This is a genomic window from Streptomyces sp. A1277 (assembly GCF_004795015.1).
GTDB lineage: Bacteria > Actinomycetota > Actinomycetes > Streptomycetales > Streptomycetaceae > Streptomyces.
This window is the reverse complement of the sequence record NZ_SSBI01000046.1, coordinates 38,390-51,747: the sequence shown is the minus strand read 5'-3', so window position 1 is coordinate 51,747 and position 13,358 is coordinate 38,390. Positions and strand designations below refer to the sequence as shown.

Sequence of the window (13,358 nt, the reverse complement as noted above, 5' to 3'; positions counted from 1 at the left end):
AGGTCAGAGGCCATTTCGAGCCCTCCGCAAGATCGCTTGCGGAGGGCTTTTTTGTTACCCAGGAGCGCGAGCGGGCGCCAAAGCGGCGCCTGCCCTGTTCGTGACTGCTGACTCAAGCTGCTCCATCCTCGGCGCCCACCACCCGACGTGGCACCGCCGCCGAACCACACAAGTCGCGGAGCCAGCGGCTGTGCATCGGCCGCTCCCCCGGAAAAGCGCTTCGTCCCATGGTCCAAGGCCCTGCCAGAGACGAGCCTCACCCCTCGTCGTCTCCCCCTTCGGGTTCCGTGGTCAGCCCCGCCGCGTCCATGAGGTCCGGGTCCGAATCGTTGTCCGTCGCGCCCCCTGCTCCTGCTCCACAGTTGGCCCCGCCGTCACTCCTGCTGAATTCTCATCACTCTCCACGAGCATCGGGAGGACGTATGCCTGCGCCAGCCCGGCCAGGTGAAGCGGGAGCGGCAGGGACAGCGCCGCCGCATAGTCCGGTGCCTGGCGCAGTTGGTGTACGGCGAGGGCCAGAGCCTCGGCATCGTCCGGCTTTCCCAGGGCAAGGGCGCCCGCGTCGTTGTTCGCGTGGCAGCCGAGCACCGCGATCTCGAGCAAGGTCGAGTTCCAGGCGCCGGTGCCCGCCTGCGAGGTGAGGTTGCCCGCGGCGTTGACCCTGGCGGCCAGGCGGTCGAGGGCGGGCGACACGGTGTCGGTACCGGGGCGTTCCGTGGTGGTGCAGAAGATCCGGTCCCCGAATAAGGCCCCGCCTTGCGGCGGGATGGTCTGGGCCCAGAAGCCGGCCGGCTGGCCATACGGCTTACCGGGTACCGCCAAAGCCCCACCACTGCGCGGCCTCCCGCCCGCCGCGTCCTCGGACGCGTACAAGGCGGAGCTCGTCGTCGAGCCGGCTTGCGGGGGGGCGTGGCCCGTCCGAATCAGATCCCGCGCAACCCGGCCGCGTCCTACAGCCATGGCCAATGAAGCCTGCTGTTCTGTGCGTGAGTGATCTCGCACGGCGCGACACCTGCTACCACCCACACTCCCACCGTGCGCACAACGGCATCAGCCTCGGCCGCTGGCGCAGGAGAGGGGGAGACTGCACGCCACAGCCGGAGGCCCACAGCAGCAACGGAGCTGCGGGCCAGGGGAAGGAATCACATCGGTGCCAGATTGACTCCGCGACACAATTATCGTGTCATGGAGTCATGCTGTACGTAACACCCTCCCTGGACGCCGACGACCGCCGCGCCCTCGACGAAATCGATAGTATGCGCCGCTCCCTGCGCCACATGCTCCGGGCCACCCCACGCTGGACCCGCCAGCTGCGCCGCAACCTCACCGCCCGCGCGATCGCCGGATCGAACACCATTGAGGGGTACGCAGCAACGGTCGACGACGTGGAAGCCCTCATGTCCGGTGAGGAACCACTGGAGACCGGGGATAAGACGCGTGCCGAGCTGGAGGGCTACCAGCGAGGCATGACCTACATCCAGGCCCTCGCCGACGCCGGAGACGACTTCCGGTACGATGCCGGCCTGCTCAACGGCCTGCACTTCATGCTGCAGGGCCACCACCTCGACAAACGCCCTGGCCGCTGGCGCGACGGACCCGTCTACGTCACCAGCCCCGACGACCCCCTGGTCCCCGCCTACACCGCCCCGGACCAGGCGGACGTCCCCGCCCTGATGACGGAGTTCATCGACTGGCTCAACGAGGGCGACCTTGATACACCCGTCCACGTCCGCGCCTCCATGGCCCACCTCAACCTCGTCAAGATTCACCCGTGGAAAGACGGCAACGGACGTATGTCCCGCGCTCTGTCCACCCTGGTGTTCTCCCGCGAGGCTCTGATGCCGCCCGAATTCTCCTCCATCGAGGAATGGCTCGGCCGGGGACAGAACACGTACGCCTACTACCAGATCCTGGAGGAGGTGGGCGGACCGCACTGGAGCCCCAAGCGGGATACCCGCCCCTGGGTCCGATTCTGCCTGACCGCTCACCATCGCCAGGCCCAGCAGGCCCAGCGCCGCTTCGACGTCATGTCGCGGGCCTGGACCCGTCTGGTCGAAGGCGTCGAGGCCGCCGGTTTGGACGAGCGGGTGGTCTATGCCCTGCTGCCCGCCTTCTCGGACGCGAAGGTGCGCCGCACCGTCTACCAGCAGGACGCCGATCTCAGCGACCAGCAAGCTATCCGCGACATCCGGGAGCTCGTGGCCCGCGGCTGGCTCGTCCCCCACGGCAAGGCCCGCGCCCGCTACTACGCTCCCGGCCCCCTCATGGCCCCGGTCCGGGAAGAGGTGCGCCAGTCCATGGAGCCGTACACGGATCCCTACCGACGTACGCAATGACCGTGCGTACTTCTGGCGCCGCCGAGTCGCGCTACGCCGCCGCGCCTTCCAGCGCCGAAAGGCTTTGCGCTGGCTCGATGCGGGCCTCCAGTTCCTTGGTCTGGCCGACGATGCAGCGGGCGTAGGTGGCGTACAGCATGGCCAAACTGGTGCCGGCCCAACGAAACCGAAAGAGCAAGCCCCTTCTAAGCACTTGGCCGCAGGTTCGAGTCCTGCCGGGGGCGCATCGGCCCAGCCCGACCAGGCCCTCCCCCGGGAGGGCCTTCGTCCTGTCGGCGGCAGGTTCGCGCGGCAGGTCACAGCACGGTGGCGAGGCCCGCGTAGTGGCGGCATAAACCCGGTTCGGCGCCTGCCGGTTTCAGGTCGTGGCCACCGCCAGCAGGACGAAGGCCAGGAGCGAGAGCGCGGTCCGGAAGTAGTGGAGGGCGTTCCAGCGGGTTTCGAACGCCGCGCGGGCCGCGGTGTCGTCGCCGCCCTCGGAGTCGGCGAGCGCCTTGTTCAGCGGGATGTTGCCGGCGATCGTGACCAGGTGGGAGACGACGGCGCAGGCCAGCGCCAGGGTCAGCAGCGGCCAGCTCCGCTCGCCGGACTCCGTGAGGACCGGGACCACCGGGAAGGCGACCGCGCCGAGGAAGAGCACGAGGAAGACGGGGCCGGGCACCTTCTCGTTGAGGCGGCGCATCGCCGTGGTGAAACCCTCGTCGGACAGGGCGGCCAGACCGGGCATCACCGCGATGAGGAACGTCAGCAGGAAGCCCGCGTAGAGACCGGTCGCGATCAGGGCGAGGGTGAGGAACAGGGAGGCCATGGGGCCATGATGGCCTGCGGGAAGCGGCCGCACCGCCGGATTTCGCAGATGTGTGCGAACCGCTCCCCTCGGGTCCGCCGCCGGGTGCCCGTCAGTCCATCTCGCCCTCCCCGTCGTCTCCCCCGCCGTCCCGCTCGCCGCTCTTGAGCCGGTCGGCGCGGCCGATCGCGTCGGCCAGCTTCGTCACCGAGGGGTCCTCGGTCGTCGCGGCCAGTTTCCGGGCGCGGGTGGCGAGTTCACCGAGACCGGGCGCGCCGGGCAGGCCGCCGCCGCGCAGGGTCTCCGCGAAGTACGCGGCGACCGCCGCCACCTGGAGCCGGGTGCTCTTGCCGCCCCACAGCCCGCCGCCGATCGCGCCGGTCTCCACGGAGCCGGACTTCTCGTGCGGGGTACGGGTCTTGGGGTCGAGCCAGCGCACGGTCGCAGTGGCCACGTGGCCGGACGCGCCGTCGCGCAGGTGCACCGCGTACAGGGCAGTGACGGTGTGGCCGGGTCCGACCTCGCCGCCGTCCACGCTGTCGTCGCGGAAGTCCTCGTCGGCGACCTTGCGGTCCTCGTAGCCGACCAGCTTGAACTTCTCGACGGTCTTCGGGTCGAAGGCGACCTGCGCCTTGGCGTCGCGGGCGGTCAGTTCGAGGTGGGCGGGGAGCTGGTCGACGAAGACCTTGCGGGCCTGTTCCTCGTCGGCGATGTACGTGGTGTGGCCGTCGCCCTTGTTGGTCAGCCGTTCCATGAAGGCGTCGCCGTAGTCGCTGCCGACGCCGACGCCGAACAGGGTGATGCCGTACTCGCGGCGGGCCGAGTCGATCCGTTCGAGGATGTCGTCGGCGTCGGTGTCGCCGGTGTTGGCCAGCGCGTCGGAGAGCAGGACGACCCGGTTGTTGGCGCCCTTGCGGCGGCCCTCCACCGCTTCCTCGTAGCCGCGCTTGACGCCCGCCCCCACGTTGGTGGAGTCGGCGGACTTCAGCGAGTCGACGGCGTCGTGGATCTCGCCGCGGTGGCCGCGCAGCCGGGTCATGGGCAGGACGGTCTTCGCCTCGTCGCTGAAGGTGACCAGGGACACCGCGTCGTCGTCGCGCAGCTCGTCGGTGAGGATGCCGAGCGAGGTCTTCACCAGTCCGAGGCGGTCGGACGAGTCCATCGAGCCGGAGACGTCGACCACGAAGGTGAGCGCGGCCGGGGCCCGTTCGGCGGTGGTGGGGGCGGCCTTGGTGGCCAGGCCGACCCGGAGCAGCGACCAGTCGCCGTCCTCGCCGCCGGCCCGGGCGCCGTCGACGGAGACCGAGAAGCCGTTGCCTTCGGGGCGGCGGTAGCCCTGGCGGAAGCTGTTGACGAACTCCTCGGGCCGTACGGTCTGCGGACCGGGCAGCCGGCCGTCGGCCAGGGTGCGGCGCGCATAGCCGTACGAGGCGGTGTCCACGTCCAGCGCGAAGGTGGAGAGGTAGTCGGGCGGGGCGGACTCCTTCAGCCGGTCCGCCTCGTTCCCCTGCCCGCCCTTCGCCTCGTCGGCGGCGCCTCCGGTGGAGGCCGGTGCGGGTGCTCCCCCGCGCCGCCGGGCGGACGACGTGTCCCGGCCCGCCTCCCCCGTGCAGCCGGTGAGCAGCACGCCCGCGGCGAGCAGCAGCCCCAGCGCTCCCCGGTACTTCCGTGTGCGGCGTTCCATGCCGTAACCCCCTGTGTCGTCATGCCAGCACTGGTGAATGTGACGTGCGAACGGGGTGCGCGGACCGGTCGAAAGCGTTGCGGAACGATCTCGATGCGGCAACGACGAGCGGGAAACCGGTGGAATGTCAAGGTCAGGACACGATGTCCTTACGGCTGAACCCCCGGAAGGCGAGAGCGAACAGGATCAGGGCATACGTCACCGATACGGCCGCGCCCTTCACCATGCCGCCCCACTCGATGCCGGGCTGGAGCGCGTCGGCCCAGGCGAACTGCCAGTGGGCGGGCAGGAAGTCGCGCCAGTGGCCGAGCGCGGTGACCGCGTCCAGCACATTGCCGACGATGGTCAGCCCGACCGCTCCGCCGACCGCGCCGAGCGGGGCGTCGGTCTTCGTGGACAGCCAGAACGCCAGCCCGGCGGTCACCAGTTGGGAGACGAAGAGGTACGCGACGACGAGCGCGAGGCGCGGCACCGTGTCCCCGGCCGCCAGCTCGCCCCCGGTGGGCAGTTCGAGCGGCCCCCAGCCGTACGCGGCCGCGCCGGCGGCGAGCGCGACGAGCGGCAGCAGCACCATCGCGGCGAGGCTGAATCCGAGCGCGACGACGAGCTTGCTCCACAGCAGCCTGGCCCGGGGCACGGGCGCGGCCAGCAGGTAGCGCAGCGAGGACCAGCTCGCCTCGGAGGCCACGGTGTCGCCGCAGAACAGCGCGACCGGGATCACGAGCAGGAAGCCCGCCGAGACGAACAGGCAGGTCGCGGCGAAGTTCGCGGCGGACGCCGTCGCGGTGTCCATCAGCGTGATCCGCTCGGCGCCCCCGGGCCCGCCGTCCGGGGTGCCGCCGATCGCGAACGCGATGATCAGGACGAACGGCAGCGCGGCCAGCACCCCGCCCATGAGCAGGGTGCGCCGCCTGCGCAGCTGCCGGACCGCCTCGACGCGCAGCGGGAGCGTGTGGCGGGCGCGGTAGCCGGGAGCCTCGGGGGCCGCGGCGAGGTCGGCTGCGGTACTCATGCGGTGCCTCCGGAGATCAGGGTGAGGAAGGCGTCCTCCAGGCGGCGGTGCGGGCCGACCCCGGTGAGTGGCACGTCCAGGCGTACCAGTTCGGCGATCAGCTGCGGCGGGGCCGCCCCGTCGAGCCGGACCAGCAGCCCGTGCCCGTCGTCGGTGCGGACGGCGGAGCCGATGCCCGGCAGGGCGGCGATCTTCTCCACGAGGGGTTCGGCGAGTGCGTCGGCGGCGGTGACCAGGAGCATGTCGCCGGAGCCGGTGATCTCGGCGACCGGGCCCGCCTGGACGAGCCGGCCCCGGTCCATGACGACCAGGTGGGTGCAGGACTGTTCGACCTCGGCCAGGAGGTGGCTGGAGACGATGACGGTGCGGCCGCCGGCCGCGTACCGGATCATCACCTCGCGCATCTCGCGGATCTGCGGCGGGTCGAGCCCGTTGGTCGGTTCGTCCAGGATGAGCAGGTCCGGCATGCCGAGCATGGCCTGGGCGATGGCGAGGCGTTGCCGCATGCCCTGGGAGTAGGTGCGCACGGCGCGGGCGAGGGCGTCACCGAGACCGGCGATCTCCAGGGCCTCGTCGATGCGCGCGTCCGCGTGGGGGCGTCCGGTGGCCTGCCAGTAAAGCTCCAGGTTGGCGCGGCCGGTCAGGTGCGGCAGGAATCCGGCGCCCTCCACGAAGCAGCCGACCCGGGACAGCACGGGCGCGCCGGGCCGGATGGCCCGCCCGAAGACGCGGATCTCGCCGTCGTCGGGGGTGATGAGCCCCATGAGCATGCGCAGCGTGGTGGTCTTGCCGGCGCCGTTGGGGCCGAGGAGGCCGAGGACCTGCCCCTTCTCGACACGGAAGGAGAGGTCGCGGACCGCATACCTGTCGGCGGACTTGGCGTACTTCTTCGACAGGCCGGTGATCTGGAGCGGTACGCCGGCGAGCGCGGGATCGGGCGCGGGGGTGGCGGTACGGCGCCGGGCGGTGAGCAGCAGGGCGGCGGCGATCACGACGGCGGCGGCCGGGAGCCCCCAGGTCCACCAGGGCAGCGCGGCCGACGCGGTGGTGAGCGCGGGGGCGGTGGGGATGGTCAGGGGCCCGTCGAGGGAGACGGTGTACGTGGCCGGCTCGGCCGGGGACGCGTAGCCGAGGTCGGTCGCGGAGAGCACGAGGCGCAGGCGGTGGCCCGCGTCGAGTGCGTGGTCGACGGCGGGCAGGGTCAGCTCCAGGGGCTTGCCCTGCTGGGCGGGGGTGATCCGGTAGGGGGCGGCGAGCTGGGCGGGCAGCACCTGCTGCTTGCCGTCCGGGGACACGTCGTACACCTTGCCGAACAGCACCGCGTCACCCTTGTCGGCGCGCACGGTCACCCGCACGGTGGGTGCGCCGGTGATGCGGCGCGAGGTGGTCAGCGGGGCGGAGTCGAAGCGGGCGTACTGGCCGGGGAAGTCGAGGGAGAGGCCGCCGACGCCGAGGGTGGAGAGCTGGGCGAGTGAGCCGCCGATTCCGGGGACGGCGGAGATGGCCGGCGGGTTGCCTCCGGCGGGATTGGTCACCTTCTGGGTGCGTCCGCGCAGTTCGACGGGCTCGCCGCCGCTGTGCAGTCCCGGATAGGTGTCGCTGGTGGCGCCCCGGGTGAGGGCGGCGCCGTCTGTGGAGTCGATGCCGCCGGTCCTGGTGACGCGGAAGGCGGGGCCGGTGTCGGCGCCCTTCTCCTTCTTCAGATAGCGGTCGAACCAGTTCCCGATCCTCTTTCGCACCCGGCCGGTCTCCATGTCGCCGCCGTCGTGTCCGCCGGCGATCCAGTCGACGGAGACGGGGGCGCCGTTGGCCGCGATGGCCTTGGCCATGGCGTCGGCCTGGCCGAGCGGGAAGAGGGAGTCGGTCTGACCCTGCACGATCAGCGCGGGGACCTTGATGCGGTCGGCGACGGCGCTCGGGGACCGTTCGGTGAGCAGGGTGCGCGCGGCGGTGTCCGGTCTGCCGCTGACGGCGACTCGTTCGTACAGGTCGCACAGCTGCTTCTCGAAGTTCCCGCAGCCGCCACCGCTGTTGATGAAGACCCCGGTCCAGAGTTTCTTGAACACCCCGTCGGGGAACAGCGCGTCGGCGAGGTTCCAGTAGGTGATCTGCGGGGCGATGGCGTCGACGCGGTGGTCGTACCCGGCGGCCAGGAGCGAGATGGCGCCCCCGTACGAGGCCCCGGTGACGCCGACCCGGGGGTCGCCCTCGGCGTCGAGCTGTACTTCGGGCCGGCCGGCGAGCCAGTCGATCAGCCGGGAGACGTCCTTGACCTCGCGGTCGGGGGCGTTGAGCCCGATCCTGCCGCCGGACTTCCCGAATCCGCGCGCGGACCAGGTGAGCACGGCGTACCCGTCTGCGGCCAACTCCTCGGCCTGAGCACGGGTCTCCGCCTTGCTGCCGCCGAATCCGTGGCCGATGAGGACGGCGGGGCGGCGCCCGGTGCCGCCGCTGGTGAAGTACGAGGTGTCGAGGGACACCCCGTCGACGCGCATCATCCGGTCCTCGCGGTGCACGGCCGGCGCGCTGTCGTCGGCCACCGCCGTCCAGGTGCCCGCGCCGGCCAGCACGAGGAGCGCGGCCACGCCCGCCGCCCACCGGCCTCGGGTGCGGGGCAGCGGGCGCCGCCACCGGGACGTACGCGCAACAGGGGTCTCCATGGGTCGAGCCTATGCGGCCCGCCACCTGGCCCGGTCTGCCGTCAGGCGGAAGTCCCGGGCCTCCTCAAGGCGTACGCCACCGCCCCCGCGTACTCCGCACGCGGTATACGGCAGCGGCTTCGCGCCCGCGCCGATTGCGTCGCGTACCGCCCCGGCGGTCTGGAACGCCGCCGCCATGGATCAACCGGGGGTACTGCTGATCGGCGGACGCGCGGGCGCGGGGAAGACGACGGCGGCCTGGGAGGTGTCGCCGCGGCTTCGGGAGGCCGAGGCGGCGCACGCGGCCGTGGACGGCGGCTCCATGACCGCGGTGGGGAGGGCGGCCTGGTCGGTGGCCGGTGCCACGGGCAGCGGGGTGCCCTCCGGGAGGGGGTACGCGGTCTCCTCGGGCAGCAGTGCGGCCGCCGCGTCCGTGCGGCCCGCCCGGACCAGCTCGTGGATCTCCCGGGCCGCCGGCGTGACATCGCGGATCGCGACCGTCCACTCGTCCGCGTACCGCCGTGACGCCTCGCCCGCCAGGCCGAGTTGGAGCGAGCGGTACGGGAGCCGGTTCAGGTGCAGGTCGCGCTCCGGGTCCCACTGGACGCGGGCGGGGGCGCGGCGCAGGTCGCGCTGCCAGGTGGCGCGGTCCGGGTGCACGCCCTGTTCGTAGTGCGAGAGTGCGGCGTGGGCGAGGGCCCAGTCGAAGCCCTCGCGGGTGATCTCGACGGCGAGGACGGTCTCCTGGCCCTCCTTCGTCCCCCAGCCGCAGCGGTACATCATCCACAGGAAGCTCGGCTTGATCCACGTCATGCGGTCACGTTTCCAGGCGTCCGGGAAACGCCCGTCGCGGGCCGCGGGCAGCCCGAGCGACGGGGTGTACGCCTGGTAGACGGTCACGGTGGTGGCGGTGTGGAGCGCGCGGATCTCGTACGCGGGCGCGGTGGTCGCGGATGCGGTCATACGGGCATCACAGCACCGTGCGGTGGGGGACGGCGAACGGGTTTTCCTACCGCGCGTGCATCACGCGGACGCCGGACCACACGATGACGTGGTCCCCGGTCGACGCCTTCGCCCCGGAGGTGGAGTTCCCGTAGTAATTCCACCGCCAGGTGCCCGACTTGGCGGCCTTCACCGTGGTCTTGAGCGCCCCCGTCGACCCGGACGTCACCTTCTTGACCGTCGTGTACGAGGACGCGCCGTCCGCCTTGAACTGCAGGCTGACCGTGCGGCCCCCGTACCCCTGGTACGAGTGCGTCTCCCAGTTGGCCCGGGAGACCTTGCCGGTCACGGTGATCGTCTTGCCCTTGACGACGGGCTCGGGCGCGGCATCGACGGTGACGCGGGTGGCGCGCTGGACCTGGACCGAGCGCTTCAGGTCCGTGGAGACATCGTCGTCCTTGGGGAGGGAAAGGTACGCACCGCTCTTCCAGGTACCGGCGAACCCATTCGCGTCGAGGACCGTCGGGCTGATGGACAGCCACCCGTCATTGATCACGCAGCTCCCCTTGCCCTTGGTCGGGCAGTAGTCGTCGGAAGCGCCGAAGCCGCTGCGCAGGCTGTCCGACTCCCAGTAGTCGCCCTTTCCCCGGTAGAGGTAGACGACCGGCGCCCAGCGCCAGGTGCGCGAAGTCGTCATCCGGAAGGTCACCGGCACCCTGACCGTCTCCTGGATGCCGATCACGATCGGCTTGCCGCCGTTGATCGAGAGCTGGGAGTACGAGACCCCGCCCGTCGCGGCATCGGCGGGCGCCGCCGTCATCGCGGTGAACACGGCCACCGCTCCCCCGGCGACCACCGCGTTCCACAACTTCTTCGTCATATGGGTGCGCTCACTCTTTCCTTGAAAACCGTACCGACTGTGGGACCGCGAAGGGCCGTTCACGGTTGTACGCCGTACGGCAACGATCCGGTCACGCGCTCGGAGCCGTACAACCGCGCCTGAAAGCAATGACATTCGTCATGCGGAGGTCGGTACACGCGGCTCTGCCGGGGAGGGGGGCCGGGGCGAGAGTCTGTACGTGTCGAGAGCGGGAGCCACGAAGGCGCCGCCGCAACGGGAGGAACCGACATGAGCAGCCCGGCCGCCACACTCACCGCACCTGTCGCCGCCGCCCCGGCCCCCACTGCCCCCGCCGCCGCTCCGATCGCGCCCCGCAAGGCCCTCCTGGACAGCCTGATGCCGCTCCTGGTGGACGTCGGGGTGCCGCTCGCCTCCTACTACGCGCTGAAGGCGGCGGGTCTGGGCACGTTCGGCGCGCTGGCCTGGAGCAGCGTGGTGCCGGCGGTGCGGGCCGTGTGGGGCGTGGTGTGCGAGCGGCGGCTCAACGGGCTTGCCGCGCTGATGGTGTCGGTCAACGCGGTCTCGCTGCTGCTGGGTCTGGTGGCCGGTGACCCGCGGCTGATGCTCCTCAAGGACAGCGCGGTGAGCAGCACCATCGGGCTGACGTTCCTGGTGACCGCGCTGCGGGGGCGGCCGATGATGTCGGCGGGTCTGCGGCCGTGGCTGACGCGCGGTGAGGCCGCCAAGTCGGCTGCCTGGGAGCGGCTTTCGGCCGGTTCGTCGGCGTTCCGGCGGGCCGAGGTGCGGTTCTCGGCGGTGTGGGGCGGGGCGCTGCTCGCCGAGTGCGCGGTGCGGGCCGTGGGGGCGTACACCGTGCCGGTCGAGACGATGGTGTGGGCCGGGACCGTGGTCCTGATGGTCGCGATGGTGTTGGCGTTCGTCGTCTCGGGCCGGTTCGCGGTCGCGCCGATGGAGCGGATGATCGAGGACGAGGTCCGTACGGCGGAGCGCTGACCGTCCCGTAGAACTCCGCAGGGCCGCTTCCGGGGGGAGCGGCCCTGCGGTCATGTGGGCGAAAGGCGTTTGACCACGCCGTTTACCGTTCTCGCATGACTACTTCGCTACGGCTGGCCGAGGTCACCGCCGACAACGTCGACGCCGCGATCGGCCTGAAGATCCGCCCCGACCAGGAGCACCTGGTGGAGCCGGTCGCGACGTCCCTCGCCGAGGCGTACGTGCACCGGGAGGCCGCCTGGCCCCGGCTCGTCCTCGACGGTGACCGGCTCGTCGGCTTCCTCATGGCCTTCCTGGACATCGATTTCGCGGGCGACGGCACGGGGCGCGACATCCGCTCGGGGCTGTGGCGCCTGAACATAGCGGCGGACGAACAGGGGCGCGGCTACGGCCGGTTCGCGGTGGAGTCCGTGGCCGCCGAGATCCGCCGGCGCGGCGGCAGCCGGATGTACGTCACCTGGCACCCGGGCGCCGGCGGCCCGGAGGGCTTCTACCTGGGGCTCGGCTTCCGGCCCACGGGCGAGACGAGCGGGGACCAGACGGTCGGGGTGCTGGAGCTCGGCTGAGCGCGGGCCGGAGCCGGGGCCCGTACGGGGTCAGTGGTTCCTGGGGAAGCCCAGGTCCACGCCCGCCGGGGCGTCGGCGGGGTCGGGCCAGCGGGTCGTGGTGACCTTGCCGCGCGTGTAGAAGTGCACGCCGTCGTTGCCGTAGATGTGGTGGTCGCCGAAGAGGGAGTCCTTCCAGCCGCCGAAGGAGTGGTAGCCCACCGGCACCGGGATCGGCACGTTGACGCCGACCATGCCGGCCTCGATCTCCAGCTGGAAGCGGCGGGCGGCGCCGCCGTCACGGGTGAAGATCGCGGTGCCGTTGCCGAACGGCGAGGCGTTCATGAGGGCGACGCCCTCCTCGTACGTACCGACGCGCAGCACGCACAGCACCGGGCCGAAGATCTCGTCCTTGTACGCGTCGGACTCGGTGGAGACGTGGTCGAGGAGGGAGAGGCCGATCCAGTGGCCGTCCTCGAAGCCCTCGACGGTGTGTCCGGTGCCGTCCAGGACGACTTGGGCGCCCTGGGCGGCCGCGCCGGTGACGTAGGAGGCGACCTTGTCGCGGTGGGCGGCGGTGATCAGCGGGCCCATCTCGGAGGCCGGGTCGGTGCCGGGGCCGATCCTGATCTTCGCGGCCCGCTCCTTGATCCGGGCGACGAGCTCGTCCCCGATCGCGCCCACGGCGACGACGGCGGAGATCGCCATGCAGCGCTCACCGGCGGAGCCGTACGCGGCGGAGACCGCGGCGTCGGCGGCGGCGTCGAGGTCCGCGTCGGGCAGGACCAGCATGTGGTTCTTCGCGCCGCCGAGCGCCTGAACGCGCTTGCCGTTGGCCGAGGCGGTGGCGTGGATGTGGCGGGCGATGGGGGTCGAGCCGACGAAGGAGACGGCGGCGACGTCCGGATGGTTCAGGAGGCCGTCGACGGCGGTCTTGTCGCCGTGCAGGACGTTCAGCACGCCGTCCGGCAGACCGGCCTCGGCGGCCAGCTCGGCCAGCAGGTTGGCCGCGGAGGGGTCCTTCTCGCTGGGCTTGAGCACGAACGTGTTGCCGCAGGCGATGGCCAGCGGGAACATCCACATCGGCACCATGGTCGGGAAGTTGAACGGGGTGATGCCCGCGACGACGCCGATCGGCTGACGGATCGAGGAGACGTCGACCCGGTTCGAGACCTGGGTGGACAGCTCCCCCTTGAGCTGGGTGGTGATGCCGCAGGCCAGTTCCACGATCTCCAGGCCGCGCGCGACCTCGCCGAGCGCGTCGGAGCGCACCTTGCCGTGCTCGGCGGTGATGAGCGCGGCGATCTCGTCCCGGTGGGCGTCCAGCAGCGCGTGGTAGCGGAAGAGGACCGCCGTACGGGCGGACAGCGAGGAGGTGCGCCACGTCGCGTACGCGTCCTTCGCGGCGGCCACCGCCGTGTCGACCTCGTCCGGGGAGGCGAACGCGACCCGGGTGGTGACGGCGCCGGTGGCCGGGTCGGTGACCGGGCCGTACGTTCCCGACGCGCCCTCGACGGTCTTGCCACCGATCCAGTGGTTCACGGTCTTCATGCTGCGG

Annotated in this window: 10 protein-coding genes and 1 pseudogene; 3 read left to right on the top strand and 8 right to left on the bottom strand. The window is 71.6% G+C overall.

Going from position 1 to position 13,358, the window contains the following annotated elements:
* Positions 1 to 291: 291 nt before the first annotated feature.
* Positions 292 to 822, bottom strand: a complete 531-nt coding sequence (locus E6R18_RS35050) for an RNaseH domain-containing protein (RefSeq protein ID WP_240799862.1) — start codon at positions 820 to 822, stop codon at positions 292 to 294.
* A 371-nt stretch (positions 823 to 1,193) separates the two neighbouring features.
* On the opposite strand from E6R18_RS35050, the gene E6R18_RS26605 reads away from it, so the two are divergent.
* Positions 1,194 to 2,336, top strand: a complete 1,143-nt coding sequence (locus E6R18_RS26605; protein ID WP_168712446.1) for a Fic family protein — start codon at positions 1,194 to 1,196, stop codon at positions 2,334 to 2,336.
* Between the two features lie 358 nt (positions 2,337 to 2,694).
* Here E6R18_RS26605 and E6R18_RS26600 read toward each other — a convergent pair whose 3' ends face one another.
* From E6R18_RS26600 to E6R18_RS26575, 6 genes and pseudogenes are all read right to left on the bottom strand, one after another.
* Positions 2,695 to 3,144 (bottom strand): DUF1772 domain-containing protein, encoded by a 450-nt coding sequence (locus E6R18_RS26600; RefSeq protein WP_136319436.1) that lies wholly within the window; start codon positions 3,142 to 3,144, stop codon positions 2,695 to 2,697.
* 91 nt (positions 3,145 to 3,235) lie between these two features.
* Positions 3,236 to 4,807: a von Willebrand factor type A domain-containing protein gene (locus tag E6R18_RS26595; RefSeq protein ID WP_136319435.1), complete on the bottom strand. Its 1,572-nt coding sequence runs from the start codon at positions 4,805 to 4,807 to the stop codon at positions 3,236 to 3,238.
* Positions 4,808 to 4,940: 133 nt separating this feature from the next.
* Complete coding sequence (locus E6R18_RS26590) at positions 4,941 to 5,819, bottom strand: ABC transporter permease (RefSeq protein ID WP_136319434.1); 879 nt, start codon at positions 5,817 to 5,819, stop codon at positions 4,941 to 4,943.
* Positions 5,816 to 8,479, bottom strand: coding sequence for an alpha/beta fold hydrolase (locus E6R18_RS26585; RefSeq protein ID WP_168712445.1), 2,664 nt, complete (start codon positions 8,477 to 8,479; stop codon positions 5,816 to 5,818). The genes E6R18_RS26590 and E6R18_RS26585 overlap by 4 nt, the downstream gene beginning before the upstream one ends.
* A 378-nt stretch (positions 8,480 to 8,857) precedes the next feature.
* Positions 8,858 to 9,421 (bottom strand): annotated as a pseudogene (locus E6R18_RS26580) (DUF4291 domain-containing protein); the annotation flags it as partial.
* 46 nt (positions 9,422 to 9,467) lie between these two features.
* The gene (locus E6R18_RS26575) at positions 9,468 to 10,280 is read right to left on the bottom strand and encodes a hypothetical protein (RefSeq protein ID WP_136319433.1); all 813 of its coding nucleotides are present in this window, start codon (positions 10,278 to 10,280) and stop codon (positions 9,468 to 9,470) included.
* Positions 10,281 to 10,529: 249 nt separating this feature from the next.
* Here E6R18_RS26575 and E6R18_RS26570 point away from each other — a divergent pair, with 249 nt between their 5' ends.
* Positions 10,530 to 11,255 carry a VC0807 family protein gene (locus E6R18_RS26570; protein WP_136319432.1) on the top strand — a complete coding sequence of 242 codons (726 nt, stop codon included), beginning with the start codon at positions 10,530 to 10,532 and terminating at the stop codon, positions 11,253 to 11,255.
* A 95-nt stretch (positions 11,256 to 11,350) separates the two neighbouring features.
* Entirely contained in the window at positions 11,351 to 11,821 is a 471-nt protein-coding gene (locus tag E6R18_RS26565; protein ID WP_136319431.1) for a GNAT family N-acetyltransferase, read from the top strand.
* 30 nt (positions 11,822 to 11,851) lie between these two features.
* On the opposite strand, the gene E6R18_RS26560 is transcribed toward E6R18_RS26565, so the two are convergent.
* Positions 11,852 to 13,351 carry a CoA-acylating methylmalonate-semialdehyde dehydrogenase gene (locus E6R18_RS26560; RefSeq protein WP_136319430.1) on the bottom strand — a complete coding sequence of 500 codons (1,500 nt, stop codon included), beginning with the start codon at positions 13,349 to 13,351 and terminating at the stop codon, positions 11,852 to 11,854.
* Between the last annotated feature and the right edge of the window lie 7 nt (positions 13,352 to 13,358).

Coding starts and splice junctions, on each gene's coding strand:
- E6R18_RS26605 (WP_168712446.1), top strand. CDS start 1,194: ATGCTGTACGTAACACCCTCCCTGGACGCCGACGACCGCCGCGCCCTC.
- E6R18_RS26600 (WP_136319436.1), bottom strand. CDS start 3,144: ATGGCCTCCCTGTTCCTCACCCTCGCCCTGATCGCGACCGGTCTCTAC.
- E6R18_RS26595 (WP_136319435.1), bottom strand. CDS start 4,807: ATGGAACGCCGCACACGGAAGTACCGGGGAGCGCTGGGGCTGCTGCTC.
- E6R18_RS26590 (WP_136319434.1), bottom strand. CDS start 5,819: ATGAGTACCGCAGCCGACCTCGCCGCGGCCCCCGAGGCTCCCGGCTAC.
- E6R18_RS26585 (WP_168712445.1), bottom strand. CDS start 8,479: ATGGAGACCCCTGTTGCGCGTACGTCCCGGTGGCGGCGCCCGCTGCCC.
- E6R18_RS26575 (WP_136319433.1), bottom strand. CDS start 10,280: ATGACGAAGAAGTTGTGGAACGCGGTGGTCGCCGGGGGAGCGGTGGCC.
- E6R18_RS26570 (WP_136319432.1), top strand. CDS start 10,530: ATGAGCAGCCCGGCCGCCACACTCACCGCACCTGTCGCCGCCGCCCCG.
- E6R18_RS26565 (WP_136319431.1), top strand. CDS start 11,351: ATGACTACTTCGCTACGGCTGGCCGAGGTCACCGCCGACAACGTCGAC.
- E6R18_RS26560 (WP_136319430.1), bottom strand. CDS start 13,351: ATGAAGACCGTGAACCACTGGATCGGTGGCAAGACCGTCGAGGGCGCG.